The sequence below is a fragment of the Actinomadura alba genome, assembly GCF_014323705.1.
Taxonomy (GTDB): Bacteria; Actinomycetota; Actinomycetes; order Streptosporangiales; family Streptosporangiaceae; genus Actinomadura_C; species Actinomadura_C alba.
The window spans coordinates 53,188-68,616 of record NZ_JABVEC010000028.1; the positions used below are offsets into that span (position 1 = coordinate 53,188).

The window sequence follows — 15,429 nt, forward strand, 5'->3', positions numbered from 1 at the left end:
TGCTCGGGGTCGCGCGGCCGAGGCCGGCGGCTCGGGTCAGTGGACCCGGGAGCCGGTGTCGCCGCCCGGCCGAACGGTGACCTCGACGGGATCGGGTCGCAGCCCGCTGGTGGCCGTCAACTGCTCGACGGTGCGGCCGAGGTGCTCGCCCACGACCCGCAGATCGGTATCGCCGGCCATGTCGATGCGGGCACGCAACTCGGGGTGCCGGGCGTCGCCGAGCAGCCGGACGAACGCGTGTTCGACGGCCGCGTGGCGTTCGAGGGCGCTGGCGGTGGCGTCGGCGAGGGCGGGGCTGTTCAGCGACACCTTCCCCGCCGTCTCCCGGTCGTCGCCCGCTTCGAGGACCAGATCCGCGGGCAGCGAGCGGCGCCCGCCCGGCCGGAGTTCGGCGCGCAGCAGGCGCCAGCCCGACCAGGCCAGGATGAGGCCCGCGACTGCGAGGGCGGCCCATGCCCACCAGCCCCACGAGTGCCACCGGGTGAGCAGCCACCTGGGCAGCAGTGCCCCCCGCGGGTCGACGCCCGGCAGATGACCGCGCCCGGCGGCCACGCCGACGGCGCCCACGACCGCCAGCACGAGACCGATCATCGCCCAGAGCACACGGTTGAAGCGATCCATCAGGCGACCCTCCTCGGGCTGCGGAGCCGCAGGCGGACCCGGACGGGCGCCGGGGCGGCGAGCCTGTCCAGTTCGCCATCGATGGCCTCGGCTATCTCGGTTCGGTCCTCGTCACGGGCCTCGGCCAGCACGTCGACCTTCCACCGGTGCCGTCCGCGCAAGCGGACGCGGGCACTGTTCACGCCGGGGATCCGGGCGGCGGCGTCGGCCAGAAGGCGCTCGGCCGGGCGGCGCAGCACCCACCACTCGCTCCCCGCGTCGGCGGTGGCCGGATGCACGGGCAGCCGGGACGGCCGCCACGGGCGCAGCTCGGCGATGAGCAGCGCCAGTCCCAGCAGCCCCACGGCGCCCATCAGGATGACAGCGAGCCGGTCGCCCAGCGGCGTGCTCGTGAGGGCGGCGTGCCAGCGCCTCAGTGGCAGCAGCCACGGCGCGTGCCGCAGCGCCGCCAGCACCGCCTGGACGGCGATGAACAACCCGCCGGCGATCAGGACCAGGCTGAGCACCAGCGTCGCGATCCGGTTGAAAGCGCGCATCAACGTCCCGATCGTGGAGTGCGGCCGGCGGCCGGGCCGTGGCGGCCGGTCTCCGGGAAGGCGCTGACGCCCTCGAGCTCGTCGACGACGACCGCTACGTCGCGATCATCACCGGCCCGGCTCAGCACCTGGCGTACGGTCTCGCCGACCGCCCTGGTCACGCCCTGCAGTGGAAGTACGCCTACGGCGATGTGGACGATCACCGTCCGATCGGTGTGGCGGACTCCGACGACCTTGCCGTGCCGGTACAGCGTGGCCACTTCGAGCGGCCCGCGACCGCCGACGAGGCGGACGACCCCGGGCACGGCCTCGACCGCGCTCGCGACCGCCAGGGCGAGGCCCGCGCGGCCACCGGCGTCGCGGCCGGCATCGAGGCGGTCGGTCTCGGCGCGGTCGGTCTCGGCGCGGTCGGTTTCCGCGTGACCGGAACCGGCGCGACCTGTGGCGGCGCTGTCGAGGTGATCGCTGACCTTGACGTTCACTGGACTCGCGGTTTCTCTGGCGGCTTCTCTTCCTGGCCCTCGATGAAGACGTCGTCGACGTTGATGTTCACCTCGACGACCCTCAGTCCCGTCATGCTCTCGACTCGTTCGATCACATTGGCGCGGACGGCCTCGCTGATCTCGACGATGCTCTGGCCGTACCACGTGACGATGTCCAGGTCGATGGCCGCCTCCTTCTCACCGACCTCGGTCTCGACGCCCTGCGTGACCATGGACGCGTCCGTCTGGCCGGGCACCATGGCGCGCATGCGGCCGAGCCTGCGGGCGATCCCGCGACCCATCGAGTGCACACCGGGGATCTCCCGGGTGGCCATCCCGGCGATCTTGGCCACGACGGCCTCCGAGATGTGGGTGGTGCCCATGTCGGTCGACAATGACGCGTACGCGGGGCCGGCACCCGCGGGGCGCCGGGCGGGCTGTGCCGGTTGCGTCGGCGGCTTGACCACCTGGCCGGCCGTGCTGCCGGCCCTGCTCTCGGAGGCGGTCCTTTCGGATACCGCCTTGTTCGCGGATACTGCCTTGTTCTCGGATGTGGTGTCGGGCATGTCCGGTGCTCCTTACCGTCGTTCACACCGCACCGTCGTTCACACCTCACCCGGGTGTGCGGTCCGGTGGTCAGTGGTGGGATGCCGAGAACCTGTCGGTCCACTCACGGATGTCCACGTCGCCTTCCACGACGCGGGCCACCCAGTAGCCGACGACGCCGGCGACGACGGCGCCCACGGCGGCCAGAAAGCCCACCGACACCCAAAGCCAGGCGATCAGGAACCCGACGAGGAAGCCGAACTGGCGGCGTGACATGGACCCCTCCCTTCCAGCCGGTCTCGCGCTCGGCTATCTGGTTAGATCCGGCCACGGCGCGAACGTTCCGCGCGAACGCAAGGAGAAGGCGGCTAGAACAAGAATCTACGAACCGGCATGAAACGCCTGGTTTCGTGGCATATGCCCAGGGTAGAAGGCCTTTCGTTGATTTGAATACCGCGATACGCGGCTGATGCCAGGTTTGCTCACTGCATTGCGACGGCGTACACGGTGAGCTTCTGGACGACTCGGCGCCCCGCCCATTCCGACGGCCGGTGGCCTCGCGCCGGCAGCCCGCGATGTGCCGCGATGTGCCGCGGCGGCGGCGAACCAGCGTCTTGTACTCGCCGATCCGCACGCCGCCGCCGAAGTCGTACGGCTCTGTGTCGCGCAGGGGGGAGAGGGCATGAAGTGCGGAAGTCAGATAGCGGTCGGCGTCATCGGCGGATACCTGCTGGGGCGCAGTCACAAGACCAGGTTGGCCGTGCTCATGGCGCTCATGGCGGCGGGGGGAAAACTCCCCGTGGATCCCGCTGATCTGCTGCGCCGCACACCCTTGGGCGCTGAGGGCGGCCCCTTGGACAAGCTGACCGGCGACCTGCGCAGCCAGTTGCTCGACGCGGGCAAGTCGGTCGCGATGGCCGCCGCGAGCGGCCGCATCGATTCGCTCAGTGACAAGCTTCAGCAGCGCGCGGAGACGCTGCGCGAACCTGCCGCCGGGAAGCGCAGAGCGCGCCCGGCCGAGGAGCCGCGGGAAGAGCGCGGGCGCAGAGCGGACGAGGACGAGGACGCGTACGACTACGAGGACGAGTACGAGGACTACTACGAGGACGAGGAAGAGTACGGGCCCGAGGAGCCCGAAGAGCGTGAGGAGCGCCGGCCGCCGGCTCGCCTACCACGCCGTGAGCCTCGCCGGGCAACGCGCAGGAGTGGCCAGGACGCCTCCAGAGCCCCCAGGAGGACGCCGCGCGCCACGCGATGACCGATAGCGAGGGCGATAGCGATGACTGATCAGCAATCCGGTGGGACGGGCACGGATGTGGCGGAAGGCCTGCACACGGGCCGGCTGTCGCACGAGGCACAGAACTTCATGGGCGCCCTCGCGGACAGGGCGGTGGACACGGTCAGCGCGAAGCTCAGCGAGGCCACCGACAAGCTGATCGACAAAATGGACCAGGGGGGTCCGGGCGTCAAGTCGGCGGTGAGCGGCCTGAAGGCGCTCGCGGAGGGCAAGTCCCCCTTCCGCGCCGCGGTCAGCGCCGGGGCCACCGGCCTGAAGGAGAAGGTGAAGCAGATCTTCCGGGGCGGCAAGGGCAAGAAGGGGCTCAAACTCACCAACATCGCCGAGACCTTGGACGTCGGCGTCCCGATGCGCCTCGCCTACGACCAGTGGACGCAGTTCGAGGACTTCCCGAGCTTCACGAAGAAGGTCGAGCACGCGGAGCACCCGGAGGACGAGAAGGTCAACTGGAAGGCGCAGATCTGGTGGTCGCACCGTAGCTGGGAATCGACGATCATCGAGCAGGTACCCGACGACCACATCGTCTGGCGGTCGAAGGGGCCTAAGGGCTACGCCGACGGCGCGGTGACCTTCTCCGAACTCGCTCCGAACCTGACCCGGATCATGCTGGTCATGGAGTACCACCCGCAGGGGCTCTTCGAGCACACGGGCAACCTCTGGCGGGCCCAGGGACGACGAGCCCGGCTCGAGTTCAAGCACTTCCGCCGGCACGTCATGGCCCACGCCATCCTCAACCCCGACGAGATCGAGGGCTGGCGCGGTGAGATCCGTGACGGCGAGGTGGTGAAGACCCACGAGGAGGCCCTCGAAGAGGAGAAGCGCGCCCGCGGCGAGGCGGCCGAGGGCGGCGAGCGGGTGGGCGCTCCGGAGGCGGAAGAGGGCCCCGAGGAAGAGGGCCCCGAGGAGCGGGCCCGCGCCGAGCGCCGCGAAGAGGAGGAGTACGAGGAGCACGAAGGCGAGGAGTACCGCGCCGAGCGTGAGGAGGAGGAGCCCGAGGAAGAGGGCGAAGAGGAGTACCGCGCCGACGTCTCGGCGGAAGAGGCCGCCGAAGAGGAGGAGCCGCGCCGCGCACGGCCGCCGGCTCGCCGTCGCGCACCCGTACGACGCCGCGCCGCGGCCGAGCCCGAGGAGGAAGAGCCGGAGCCGGCCCCGCCGAGGGTGCGGAGCGGACCTGCGAGGCGGCGGCCGGCGGACGGACGCGCGGCCGAGGAGCCACGCAGAGCACCCGCCCGGCGACGGGCGCCGGCCCGCCGGCGCGCCGAGGGACCGGACGAAGAGGAATAGGGACGCCCGGGCGCGACCGCGGCGATGGAGCCGAGCGGATGCCCGCGGCGGGGGAGGCAATCCGATGACCGTTTCTTCGACCCGAGGATCGCCGGTCGACCGCCCGTCCGGTGGCGGACTCGCGGACGTCGTGGGCTTGATCCTGGACAAGGGCCTGGTGATCGACGCGTTCGTGCGCGTCTCGCTGGTCGGCATCGAGCTGATCACCATCGACGCGCGCATCGTCGTGGCGAGTGTGGACACCTATCTGCGCTTCGCCGAGGCCACCAACCGGCTCGATCTCTACGAGAAGGGCGGGAAGAGCCTGCCCGAAGTCGTCCAGGGGATCACCGAGGCCGGGACCCAGAGCGTGGCCAAGGGGAAGACGAAGGGGGTCCTCGACGCGGCCAAGGAGACGTTCGAGGAGACCATGGCGGACCGCCGGGAACAGGCCCGCGAGCGGCGCACCCGGCCGGCCCGGGGGGAGCGTGAGCCGTGACGACGCGGTCGCGGTCCCAGAGCGCGGAGGGTCTCATGAACGAACCGGGCACTGCCTGTTACGTCTACGGGGTGGTCCCGGCCGACGCCGTTGTGCCCGAGGGCCTGACCGGTACCGACGGGAACGAGGTCTCCCTGGTACGGCACGGCGAGCTCGCCGGGGTGGTGAGCGAGATCATGCCCGAGGGACCGCTGGGCACCAGAGAGGACCTGCTCGCACACGAGCACGTGGTGGAGACGCTCGCCAAGGAGACCACGATGCTGCCGCTGAGATTCGGCGCGGTGGTCACCAGCGCCGACGCGGTGGTCGACGAGATGCTCGCACCGCACCACGACTGGTTCGCCGACGCCATCGCCGACCTGGCAGGTCGCATGGAGTACACGATCCTCGGCACCTATGTGGAGGAGACCGTACTGCGCGAGGTGCTGGAGGAGCGGCCGGAGGCCAGGAGGCTGCGCGAGAACCTGCGCGACCTGCCCGAGGACGCCGGCTACTACGAGCGCGTCCGGTTGGGCGAACTCGTCGTACAGGCGCTCGAGGAGAAGCGTGAGGTCGACACCGAGGAGCTGGCGCAGGCGCTCGCGCCGTACGCCGTGGCGGTGGCGCCACGGGAGGCGGCCGGCGAGGACACGGCCGCGGACGTGGCGTTCCTCGTCGACGACAAGGATCAGCGGCGGTTCGAGCGCGCCGTGGACGAGCTCGGCCACGAGTGGTCCGGCCGGATCCGGCTGCGCATGATCGGGCCTCTGGCGCCCTACGACTTCGTCCCCTCGCCGCCGGAGGTGGATTGACCGATGGGGCTGTTGACGGGGTTGCTGACGCTGCCGATCGCGCCCGTACGTGGAGTCGTTTGGCTGGCGGAGCGTATCCGCGATCAGGCGGAGCAGGAGATGTACGATCCCGCGGCGGTGCGCGCCCAGCTGGCCGAGGTCGACCGCGCGCGTGCCTCCGGCGAGCTCCCCGAAGACGTCGCGGCGGAACTCGAGGACGAGCTGCTGAGCCGGCTGACGGCCGGGCGCTCCCGCGCGCCGGAGACGTGACATGCGGGCGGGCCGGCCGGGTGAGCGAGACGACCCCCGGGAGGGGCCTGTCCGCGACCGCGAAAGGCGGCCGCTTCGGGACCGTGAAAGGCGGGTCCGCGAGGAGCCGGAGCTCGATCGCGAAAGGCCGGTCCGGGACCGTGAGGAGCCGGTCCGCGACCGCGAGGGGCGGCCGCCGCGCCGGGGCCGCCGGGTCACCGCGCCGCTTGCGGCCAAGCTGGCGGCCCGCTACGTCGAGGAGATGACCGGCAAGGAGCCCGAAGGGATCACCTCGCTCGAACGCGATGACGACGGGCTGTGGCACATCGGCGTCGAGGTGCTCGAGCTCCATCGGGTCCCCGACACGACGGACATTCTTGCGCTGTACGAGGCCGAACTCGACGAGGACGGCGAGCTCATCGCCTACCGGCGCACCCACCGCTACTCACGCGCACAGGTACTGGAGGAGTGACGTGACGGACCCGATGCGGGTCGGCCGGACCAGCGGTTACGGACGCCCGCCCGTCCCTCGGCGGCCCGAGTCCGCCAACCTCGCCGACATCCTCGAGCGGGTGCTGGACAAGGGCATCGTCATCGCCGGGGATATCCAGGTGAACCTGCTGGACATCGAACTATTGACGATCAAGCTCCGGCTGATCGTGGCCTCGGTCGAGCGGGCCAAGGAGATGGGCATCGACTGGTGGGAGCACGACCCCACGCTCTCCTCCCGCGGCGGCGGCGAGATCGCCAGGGAGAATCGCGAGCTGCGTGACCGGATCGCCGCGCTGGAGGCCGCCGCCGACCGCGAGGTGCCACCGGCCGCCCGGCGGGAGGGGCTGGACACGCGTTCGCGCGCACCGGCCGAGGAGGAGCCGGGTGACTGAGACGGGCACCTATGTCTACGCCATCAGCCGTGGCCGTCCCGACCGGATGTCCGAGGCGATGGAGGGGGTCGGCGGCGTCGCCGGTGCTCAGGTGCGCGCGGTCGCGCACGCCGGGCTGACCGCACTGGTGAGCACCGTCGGCCTGGCCGAGTTCGGTGAGGACGCCCTCAAGCGCAATCTGGAGAATCTCGACTGGCTCGAGTCGACGGCCCGCGCGCACCACGCGGTCGTCGACGGCACGGCCGCCGTCGCCGTGACCCTGCCCCTGCGGCTCGTCACCGTCTACCGCAACGATGAGCGGGTACGTGAGGTGCTCAGCGAGCGTGGCGAGGAGTTCACCGAGGCGCTGGACCGCATCACCGGGCGCACGGAGTGGGGCGTCAAGGGCTACGCGGACCCGGCGGCGTTCACGTCGGCCGGCGCCGGGCCAGGCGACGCGGGACGCGGCGACACAGCGCGAGGCGACACGGGACGCGGCGACACGAGGCACGGCGACACGGGGGCGAGCAGCCCCGGTACCGCCTACCTCCAGCGCCGGCGGGCGCAGCAGCGCACCGACAAGGACGCGCGTGAGGAGGCCGCCGCCTGCGCGGACCGGATCGACTACGAGCTCTGCGAGATCGCGGCCACGAGCCGGGTCCATCCACCGCAGGACCCACAGCTGTCCGGGCACGAGGGCTGGATGATCCTGAACGCCGCCTACCTCGTCGACGACGAACGGGCGGAGGACTTCCGCGCGGCCGTCACCCGCCTGTCCGGCCTGCGTGCCGGGCTCCGGCTGGAGCTGACCGGCCCGTGGGCGCCGTACTCCTTCGCCGAGGAGCCCACCGGCGAAGCCGCCGAAACCGAAGCCGCCGAGGAGGGCACCGAGGAAGAGGAGGGGCCATGGACCGGGTCCTGACCGGGGTTCCGGTGCCGCCGCCCGGGCGATCGGCCGTGTCCCGGGGCGAGAACATCGCGCTGGTCGACCTGCTGGACCGGTTGCTGGCCGGCGGTGTCGTCATCACCGGCGACATCACGATCTCGATCGCGGACGTCGATCTCGTGAAGATCTCGCTTCGCGCGATCATCGCGTCGATCCGCCCGGAGATGGACCGCATCCGGGGCGAGGAGGCGACCGTGACCCGGCTCGACGAGCACCGGCGATCCGTACCGTCTCGAAGAGAGCGGCCATCGTGAGCTCGCCCCGGCCACGCCGCGGCGCCGCCGGGCCACGGCGGGCGCCGGAAGGGGATCCGCGGGCTCCCGGCGGTGAGGCCCGCCGGTTGTCCCGCCGCCTGGAGACCGATCCCGAGGCGGTGGAGCGCGATCTCGTACGGCTCGTCCTCACCATCGTCGAGTTGGTGCGCCAGCTGATGGAGCGCCAGGCGCTGCGCAGGGTCGACGCCGGGAATCTGTCCGACGAGCAGGTGGAGCGGGTGGGGCTCGCGCTCATGCGGCTGGAGGAGGCGATGAACGGCCTCCAAGAGCGCTTCGACATCGACCGGCGAGAACTGAACATCGACCTCGGGCCGCTCGGGCCGCTGCTGCCGCCCGAATGAGCGAACCGGGACACCGGCGGCCCATGGCCGATCAGAGGGGGTGCGCCTCGGCGTGCGGGGCGAGGGTCACGCCCATGGGCGCATTTCCTCCATCAACTCGACGCGCGCGCGATGCAGCCGGCCCCGGACGGCCGCCATGCTGATGCCGAGGATCTGCGCGATCTCCTGGTAGGAGCAGCCGGCGTACTCCCGCAGAACGAGTGGGGAGCGCTGCTCCGGGGGCAGGGCCGCTATGGCGCGGCGCAGGGCGCGGGCCCGATCGGCCCGTTCGACGATCTCTTGCGGTTCGCACTGCGGGGTGTCGGGGGCGTCCCGCGCCTCGTCCAGCGACAGCAGGATGTGGCGATGCCGTTGCCTGTTCTTGAGGCAGACGTTGGTCAGGATGCGGTAGATCCAGGTACGGAAGGCCGCCCTGCCCTCGAAGCCGGGCAGCGCGAGCCAGGCCCGCTCGAAGGCCTCCTGGGTGGCGTCCTCGGCGTCGCGTACATCACCGAGCATGCGCAGTGCGACGCGGTAGAGAGCGCGGTAGTGGCGCCGGGACAGCTCCTCGAAGGCGTCGAGCCGTCCCTGCCGCGCCCGTGCCGCCAAGGCCGTGTCCTCGATACCGCCGCCCACGGGGGCGATCCCCGTCGGGCCGGCTTCTGCCCTCACCTGCGGAAACATGCCCGATATAGGACAAATAACGCGTTTTTCCCGACATGCCACCGCGAGCTCGCTCGCACCGCCGCGATCAGGCCCGCGGCGGCGGACCCGCCTAGATCTCCTCGCGGATCCCGCGCAGGAGCGCCGTGGTCTCACCCGGCACCGCGGCCTCGATGCCGAGCTGGTTCATCACATGCCAGTAGTGCTCGGTGTCGGCCGGCTTGTCGAGGTAGACGGCGGTGGTCAGCTGTTCCAGATAGACCACGTCGGGCAGGTCGCCCTCGGGCAGGCGCAGGATCGTGATCGGTCCGCCCGCCGCGGCGTGGCCGCCGGCACTGAACGGAATCACCTGCAGCGTGACCTGCGGGAGCCGGGCCATCTCGATGAGGTGATCCAACTGCGCGCGCAAGATCGCGGCGCTGCCGAACGGCCGCCGCAGCGCCGCCTCGTCGAGCACCGCCCACAGCTTGGGGCCACCGGGTTCGCGCAGGAGCCCGCGACGGTGCGCCCTGACCTGGACACGGCGCTCTATCTCCAGTTCGGAGGCGTTCTCGTGGCCCAGCCGGATCACCGCCCGGGCATAGTCGTCGGTCTGCAGCAGCCCGGGAACGAACTGCACCTCGTACGTGCGGATCAAAGACGCGGCCTGCTCCAGCCCCAGATACGGCTCGAACCAGCCCGGCAGCACATCCTTGAAGGGCTGCCACCAGCCCGGCGCGTTGGCCTGCTCGACGACGGCCAGCAGGACCGCGCGTTCGGCGGTGTCGCCCACGCCGTACAGCGTGAGCAGATCGGCCACGTCGCGCGGCTTGAAGCTGATCCGGCCGAGCTCCAGCCGGCTCATCTTGGACTCGGACGCCCGGATCGCGTATCCGGCGTCCTCCCGGGTGACCCCGGCGGCTTCCCGCAACCGGCGCAACTGCGCGCCCAGCAACATCCGCGACACCGTCGGCCCCGAGTGCCCCGAGTGCTGCGGGTCGGAGAACTGCACGTCCGGCGGCGTGCCCGCAGCCCGAACAGCGCTCATGTCCGCTCCCCACGTACCGATGCGACCAACCGAGAGTCTCACACTAGCGGCGGTGGAAAACAGTGCGATGAACATACTGTCACCCGCATGAGTCGTACGGCCCCGGCGACCGCTCTCGGCCCCCGCGCGAAGCAACCGCCCGGACGCGATCGCGTCTCTTCGGCGATCACAGAAGTAGTGAGCTCCGGATCTGGAAACCTGTCAGCCCATGAGTGGATTCAGGAAGTTCCTCCTGCGTGGCAATCTGGTCGATCTCGCGGTGGCCGTCGTCATCGGCACCCAGTTCGCCGGCCTGGTGAAGGCGTTCGTCGAGTCCTTCATCAACCCCCTGCTGTCCCTTGCCGGCGGCAAGCCCAACCTCGACCATCTGGCCTTCGCCGTCGGGAAGTCACGCTTCACCTACGGCACCTTCCTCTCCGAGATGCTGTCCTTCCTCATCTCCGCCGCCGTGATCTATTTCGTGGTCGTGCTGCCGGTGGCGCGGCTGCTCCGGTTCTTCGAGCGCGACCAGGCGGCGACCGAGCGGGCCTGTCCCGAGTGCACGCTGAGCATCCCGATCGCGGCCCGCCGCTGCCCCGAGTGCACCGCGCCCATCACGCCGGCCACCGAGCAGCCGGGCGACCCCCGGCCGGTCCCGAGCGCGTGAGCCGGTCACCGGGCCGTCCCGGGCGCCGCCCCGTGATCATCGGGGCGCCGTTCCCCGCCGCACCCGCGGACACGTGCGATGGACCAGCGCGATGAACCACCACGATGAACCACCGCGATGGACCACCCCCTACCTGAGGGTTACGGCGCAATCATCCGGAGGCGGCACGATCCGGTCGTACCGGCGCTCTAGCCTGAACGCGTGAGCACCGCCCCCGCCGGGAACGACCAGGCCACCCGCCTCCGGGCAGGTGGCTCTCGCGTGCTGCGGGCGCTCGGGCCGCTGGGCCGGGCGGTGCGGACGGCGGGCGAGCCGCCGGACCGGTCACGGCGCCCGCGCAGGTTCGGCATCGATCTCGTCGTCGCCTTCGACGTCGTGCTCACACTCAGCCTGCTCGGCGCCGGCTACGGGGAGTTCGACGCGGCGAACATCAAGCTCGGCCGTGAGTACCCGAACTTCACGCTGCTGTTCCTGACGGCGTTGATGACGCTGCCGCTGCTGCTCCGCGACCGCCGGCCCGGCCTCGCGTGGACGTTGACGGTGCTCTCGTGCCTGTGCTCGGTCGGCGTGGCCCGTGACCTGCTGCACGCCCCGTTCCTCACGGCGGGCGTCGTCGCGCTGTTCTACTGCCTCTACACGGTCGCCGCGCGCTACGACCGGCCGATCACGACCGCGGGGTGGGTGATCTGCCTGGCACTGGGGTCGGCCTTCCTCCCCCAGAACGCCGTCGGCGTCGCGATCCTGGTCTCGATGCCGGTCTTGCTCGGCATCAACGTGCGGGCCCGGCGCAACGCCCAGCACGAGTTGGTCGAGCAGCGGCAGCGCCATGAAGAGGAACGCGCGGTGCTGGAGGAGCGACAGCGCATCGCGCGGGAGCTGCACGACGTCGTCGCGCACCACATGTCCGTGATCGCCATTCACGCGGAAGCCGCGCCCTACAAGGTCGCCGACCCTCCGGCGGAGCTGGCGGAGAGCTTCGCCGACATCCGCTCCAGCGCCCTGGAGGGGCTCACCGAGCTGCGCCGCATCCTCGGCGTCCTGCGCACGGAGCACGACCCGCAGACCGTGCCGCAGCCCGGACTGGACCGGCTCGACGAGATCGTCGCCTCCGCCCGCAACGGCGGCGTCAGCGTGACGACCACCGTGAGCGGTGCGCCCGCGCCACTCCCCCAGGGCGTGAGCCTGTCGGCGTACCGCATCCTGCAAGAGGCGTTGAGCAACGCCATGAAGCACGCGCCGGGCGCCTCGGTCGAGGTGGGCGTCGCCTACGGCCGCAACGCCTTGACGTTGCGGGTGGTGAACGGGCCGGGGTCCGCTCCGGGCCGGGAACCGTCGCCGGTCGCCGCAGCGGGCGGCGGGCACGGTCTGGTCGGCATGCGCGAACGGGCCGCCATGCTCGGCGGGGAGCTGGTCGCCGAACCCACGCCCGACGGCGGCTTCGCCGTCACCGCCACGCTGCCATGGGCCGCGACGGCTCATCGCGGAACACCGCCGCGGGACCCCGCCCGGCGCCGAGGCGGCCCAACGGAAAGGGAGACATGAGCATCCGGGTCATGGTGGCCGACGATCAGGGAATGGTGCGGTCCGGCTTCTCCATCCTGCTCAACGTCCAGCCCGACATCGAGGTCGTGGGCGAGGCCGCGAACGGCGAAGAGGCTGTCGCCAAGGCCGGCGAGCTGCGCCCCGACGTCGTCCTCATGGACGTACGGATGCCGGTGCTCGACGGCCTGGCCGCCACCCGGCGCATCACGGCCGAAGAGGGGCACCCGAAGATCCTCATCCTCACGACCTTCGACCTGGACGACTACGTCTACGAGGCCCTGCGCTCCGGTGCGAGCGGCTTCCTGCTGAAGGACGCGTCGGGACAGGAACTCGCCAACGCCGTACGCGTCGTCGCGGCCGGCGAGGCGTTGCTGGCACCCACGGTGACGCGCAGGCTCATCGCCGAGTTCGCCCGGCTGGGCACCCCCAGGGCTCCACGGCGCAAACGCGCAGAGAACCTCACCGAGCGAGAGACGGAGGTGCTCGGCCTGATCGCGCGCGGGCTGTCCAACGCCGAGATCGCCGCCGGCCTGATCGTGGCCGAGCAGACGGTGAAGACCCACGTCGGGCGCATCCTCATGAAGCTCGACCTGCGGGACCGTACCCAGGCGGTCGTGTACGCCTACGAGACGGGCCTGATCCGCCCCGGGGACTGACCCGTTGGCCGGCGTGCCCCCTGCGGGGTAGCCACAGGTCCACTCCACGGGGGGACTCGGGTCAGCGGGCCCGATCCATAACTTCCTGATCAGCCGGAGAACACCGGCCGGACAGGAAGGACCCCCATGCGACACGGCCGAGTGGCACTCGCCGCACTGGTCACGGTCGGCGGCTTCGCGATCCCGGCCGTGGCCGGTGCGCGGCCCGATTCCCCCCGCGTGGAACGGCCGCTCCCCGCCCTCACCCACACGGCGCTGACCGAGCGGTACGCCGAGAACCGGCGAGCGGTCGTCGCGGACGCGCGGGCCGCGCTGACCGCCGGGGACCGTACCACCGCCGGGCGATTGCGGGCGCTGGCCGCGCCCGGCCGCCGGTTCCTCACCTACGACGGCCACCGGGCGGTCGAGGTGATCGGCGACCTGTCCACGGCCCGCCGGGTGGCGGTGCTCGTCCCGGGCGCCGACACCACCCCGGCGACCTTCGACTCGCGCGGCACCGCCTCCCCCGGCGGCGGGGCGAGAGCGGTGATCGCCGAGGCCCGGCGCATCGATCCGCGCTCCGGGCTCGCCGTGATCGCCTGGCTCGGGTACGACGCGCCGGCGACGCTCAGCCTGGACGTGGCGACGACCCGGCGGGCCGATCAGGGCGCCCGCTCGCTCCGGCGGCTGACCGGCTGGCTGAACACGAGCGGCGACGCCACGGACCCGGTGCGGATCAGCCTGCTCTGCCACAGCTACGGCTCGGTGGTGTGCGCGCGGGCCGCCGGGCGGGTGCAGGTCGCCGACCTCGCGGTGTTCGGCAGCCCGGGCATGGTCGTCCGCTCCGTACGGGACCTGCGCACCGACGCTCGCGTGTGGGCGGGACGGGCGAGCGGCGACTGGACTGCGTACGTTCCGAAGCTCCGTGTTCTCGGGGCCGGACTCGGCGCCGACCCCACCTCCCGCGGCTTCGGCGCCCGGCCGTTCGGGACCGGCGACGGGGGCCACAGCGACTACCTCGAGCCCGGCGGCCAGGCGTTGCGCAACCTCGCGCTGATCGCACTCGGCCGGGGCGCGGAGGTGACCCGATGACGCTCGCCCCGGCCCTGCCGTCCCGGCTCACCGCACTGGCCCGGCGGATCGACGAGGCGACGCCCGCGCACCGCGACCGCGCGGTCGACGCGCTGCGCGCCGTGGCCATCCTCGGGGTGGTACTCGGCCATTGGGCGGTCACCGCGCTCGTGGCCGGCCGGCCCATCGGCGGCGACGGCGGGACCCGGCTGCACACGGAGAGCCCGCTGTCGTCCATGCCCGCCACCACCGCGGTCTCGTGGGCACTGCAGACCCTTGCCGTCTTCTTCTTCGTCGGCGGCCACACCGCCGTCCTCGGGCTCCGGCGGCCGTACACGTCATGGGTGCGCGTCCGGATGCTCCGGCTCTTCCGGCCGGTGGCGGCACTGCTGCTCGCCTGGGTGCCCATGACACTGGGACTGATCGCCTCGGGCCTGCCCCCGGCCCCGCTGCTCAAGCTGGTCCTCAGCCCGCTGTGGTTCCTGTGCGTCTATGCCGTGCTCACGGCGCTGACCCCGCTGCTGCACCGGGCGAAGCCGTACGCGGCTCTCGTCGCCGCCGCCGTGGTGGCCGTGGTCGACGTGGCGCGGTTCGGCCTCGGCGGCCCCGCCTGGCTCGGCTGGATCAACGTGATCGCCGGCTGGCTGGTGCCGTACCTGCTGGGCGTGGCGTGGGCGAAGGGCGCGCTCGAGTCCCGCCGCGTCGCCGTCGCGCTGCTCGTCGCGGGGACCGCCGGTACCGCCGCACTGGTGGCGTGGGCCGGGTACCCGGCGAGCATGGTGGGCGTCCCCGGCGCGGCGATCTCCAACCTCAACCCGCCGACGCTTGCCGCCGTCACGTTCGGCGTCGCCCAGATCGGCCTGGCCCTGCTCGTCCGGCACCGGCTGGCCCGCTGGATGCGGCGGCCGATGGCGTGGGCGGCCGTGGCCTTCGCGAACCTGTCGGCGATGACGGTGTTCTGCTGGCACCAGACCGCTCTCATGATCGTCACGCTCACCGGGCTCGCGGCGGGTACGCTGCCCGGCCTGCACGACGCGCCGGACGACCCGGTGTGGGTGCTGTACCGGCTGGCGTGGCTGCCGGTCTTCGCCGTGACGCTCGCCGCGTTGTGGGCGCTGTTCCACCGCGTCGAGCGGCCGGGCCGGCCGAAGTGACGCGACCACGAACGGCGGGGCCCG

At 71.9% G+C, this 15,429-nt stretch carries 22 protein-coding genes; 15 read left to right on the plus strand and 7 right to left on the minus strand.

The window, feature by feature from the left end:
* Positions 1-36: 36 nt before the first annotated feature.
* From HKK74_RS29160 to HKK74_RS29180, 5 genes are all read right to left on the minus strand, one after another.
* Complete coding sequence (locus HKK74_RS29160; RefSeq protein ID WP_187246583.1) at positions 37-621, minus strand: hypothetical protein; 585 nt, start codon at positions 619-621, stop codon at positions 37-39.
* The gene (locus HKK74_RS29165) at positions 621-1,157 is read right to left on the minus strand and encodes a DUF6286 domain-containing protein (protein ID WP_187246584.1); all 537 of its coding nucleotides are present in this window, start codon (positions 1,155-1,157) and stop codon (positions 621-623) included. The genes HKK74_RS29160 and HKK74_RS29165 overlap by 1 nt, the downstream gene beginning before the upstream one ends.
* The gene (locus tag HKK74_RS29170) at positions 1,157-1,639 is read right to left on the minus strand and encodes a hypothetical protein (RefSeq protein WP_187246585.1); all 483 of its coding nucleotides are present in this window, start codon (positions 1,637-1,639) and stop codon (positions 1,157-1,159) included. Before HKK74_RS29170 ends, HKK74_RS29165 begins: the two co-directional genes overlap by 1 nt.
* Positions 1,636-2,205, minus strand: a complete 570-nt coding sequence (locus HKK74_RS29175) for an Asp23/Gls24 family envelope stress response protein (RefSeq protein WP_187246586.1) — start codon at positions 2,203-2,205, stop codon at positions 1,636-1,638. Before HKK74_RS29175 ends, HKK74_RS29170 begins: the two co-directional genes overlap by 4 nt.
* A 70-nt stretch (positions 2,206-2,275) precedes the next feature.
* Positions 2,276-2,461 (minus strand): DUF2273 domain-containing protein, encoded by a 186-nt coding sequence (locus tag HKK74_RS29180; protein ID WP_187246587.1) that lies wholly within the window; start codon positions 2,459-2,461, stop codon positions 2,276-2,278.
* 406 nt (positions 2,462-2,867) lie between these two features.
* On the opposite strand from HKK74_RS29180, the gene HKK74_RS29185 reads away from it, so the two are divergent.
* The 10 genes from HKK74_RS29185 to HKK74_RS29230 all read left to right on the plus strand — a co-directional run bounded on the left by HKK74_RS29185 (position 2,868) and on the right by HKK74_RS29230 (position 8,688).
* Positions 2,868-3,443 (plus strand): hypothetical protein, encoded by a 576-nt coding sequence (locus HKK74_RS29185; protein WP_187246588.1) that lies wholly within the window; start codon positions 2,868-2,870, stop codon positions 3,441-3,443.
* Positions 3,444-3,464: 21 nt separating this feature from the next.
* Positions 3,465-4,766 (plus strand): SRPBCC family protein, encoded by a 1,302-nt coding sequence (locus tag HKK74_RS29190; RefSeq protein WP_187246589.1) that lies wholly within the window; start codon positions 3,465-3,467, stop codon positions 4,764-4,766.
* Between the two features lie 64 nt (positions 4,767-4,830).
* Positions 4,831-5,244, plus strand: coding sequence for a gas vesicle protein GvpJ (gene gvpJ / locus HKK74_RS29195; RefSeq protein ID WP_187246590.1), 414 nt, complete (start codon positions 4,831-4,833; stop codon positions 5,242-5,244).
* A gap of 35 nt (positions 5,245-5,279) precedes the next feature.
* A complete protein-coding gene (locus tag HKK74_RS29200; protein WP_187246591.1) occupies positions 5,280-6,035 on the plus strand; it encodes a GvpL/GvpF family gas vesicle protein in 756 nt (251 codons plus the stop codon).
* 3 nt (positions 6,036-6,038) lie between these two features.
* Positions 6,039-6,284, plus strand: coding sequence for a gas vesicle protein GvpG (locus HKK74_RS29205; protein WP_187246592.1), 246 nt, complete (start codon positions 6,039-6,041; stop codon positions 6,282-6,284).
* A gap of 1 nt (position 6,285) precedes the next feature.
* The gene (locus HKK74_RS29210; RefSeq protein ID WP_187246593.1) at positions 6,286-6,735 is read left to right on the plus strand and encodes a gas vesicle protein GvpO; all 450 of its coding nucleotides are present in this window, start codon (positions 6,286-6,288) and stop codon (positions 6,733-6,735) included.
* A 1-nt stretch (position 6,736) separates the two neighbouring features.
* On the plus strand, positions 6,737-7,147 hold the full coding sequence (locus HKK74_RS29215) for a gas vesicle protein (protein WP_425544366.1): 411 nt from the start codon (positions 6,737-6,739) through the stop codon (positions 7,145-7,147).
* Positions 7,140-8,048, plus strand: a complete 909-nt coding sequence (locus HKK74_RS29220) for a GvpL/GvpF family gas vesicle protein (RefSeq protein WP_187246594.1) — start codon at positions 7,140-7,142, stop codon at positions 8,046-8,048. The genes HKK74_RS29215 and HKK74_RS29220 overlap by 8 nt, the downstream gene beginning before the upstream one ends.
* Positions 8,033-8,326, plus strand: a complete 294-nt coding sequence (locus HKK74_RS29225) for a gas vesicle protein (protein WP_187246595.1) — start codon at positions 8,033-8,035, stop codon at positions 8,324-8,326. The genes HKK74_RS29220 and HKK74_RS29225 overlap by 16 nt, the downstream gene beginning before the upstream one ends.
* A complete protein-coding gene (locus HKK74_RS29230; RefSeq protein WP_312881891.1) occupies positions 8,323-8,688 on the plus strand; it encodes a gas vesicle protein K in 366 nt (121 codons plus the stop codon). The genes HKK74_RS29225 and HKK74_RS29230 overlap by 4 nt, the downstream gene beginning before the upstream one ends.
* 66 nt (positions 8,689-8,754) lie before the next feature.
* Here the strand turns inward: HKK74_RS29230 and HKK74_RS29235 are convergent, their stop codons facing one another.
* Together HKK74_RS29235 and HKK74_RS29240 are read right to left on the minus strand one after the other, a co-directional pair.
* Positions 8,755-9,339 (minus strand): RNA polymerase sigma factor, encoded by a 585-nt coding sequence (locus HKK74_RS29235; RefSeq protein ID WP_222722866.1) that lies wholly within the window; start codon positions 9,337-9,339, stop codon positions 8,755-8,757.
* A gap of 103 nt (positions 9,340-9,442) precedes the next feature.
* Entirely contained in the window at positions 9,443-10,357 is a 915-nt protein-coding gene (locus HKK74_RS29240) for a Sco1979 family transcriptional regulator (protein ID WP_187246597.1), read from the minus strand.
* A 208-nt stretch (positions 10,358-10,565) separates the two neighbouring features.
* Here HKK74_RS29240 and mscL point away from each other — a divergent pair, with 208 nt between their 5' ends.
* The 5 genes from mscL (at position 10,566) to HKK74_RS29265 (ending at position 15,405) form a co-directional block, all read left to right on the plus strand.
* A complete protein-coding gene (gene mscL / locus HKK74_RS29245; RefSeq protein ID WP_187246598.1) occupies positions 10,566-11,003 on the plus strand; it encodes a large conductance mechanosensitive channel protein MscL in 438 nt (145 codons plus the stop codon).
* Positions 11,004-11,204: 201 nt separating this feature from the next.
* The gene (locus tag HKK74_RS41615; protein ID WP_312881892.1) at positions 11,205-12,545 is read left to right on the plus strand and encodes a sensor histidine kinase; all 1,341 of its coding nucleotides are present in this window, start codon (positions 11,205-11,207) and stop codon (positions 12,543-12,545) included.
* Positions 12,542-13,201 carry a response regulator gene (locus HKK74_RS29255; protein ID WP_187246599.1) on the plus strand — a complete coding sequence of 220 codons (660 nt, stop codon included), beginning with the start codon at positions 12,542-12,544 and terminating at the stop codon, positions 13,199-13,201. Before HKK74_RS41615 ends, HKK74_RS29255 begins: the two co-directional genes overlap by 4 nt.
* A gap of 126 nt (positions 13,202-13,327) precedes the next feature.
* Entirely contained in the window at positions 13,328-14,272 is a 945-nt protein-coding gene (locus HKK74_RS29260) for an alpha/beta hydrolase (protein ID WP_187246600.1), read from the plus strand.
* Positions 14,269-15,405 carry an acyltransferase family protein gene (locus tag HKK74_RS29265; RefSeq protein WP_187246601.1) on the plus strand — a complete coding sequence of 379 codons (1,137 nt, stop codon included), beginning with the start codon at positions 14,269-14,271 and terminating at the stop codon, positions 15,403-15,405. The genes HKK74_RS29260 and HKK74_RS29265 overlap by 4 nt, the downstream gene beginning before the upstream one ends.
* Positions 15,406-15,429: the final 24 nt, after the last annotated feature.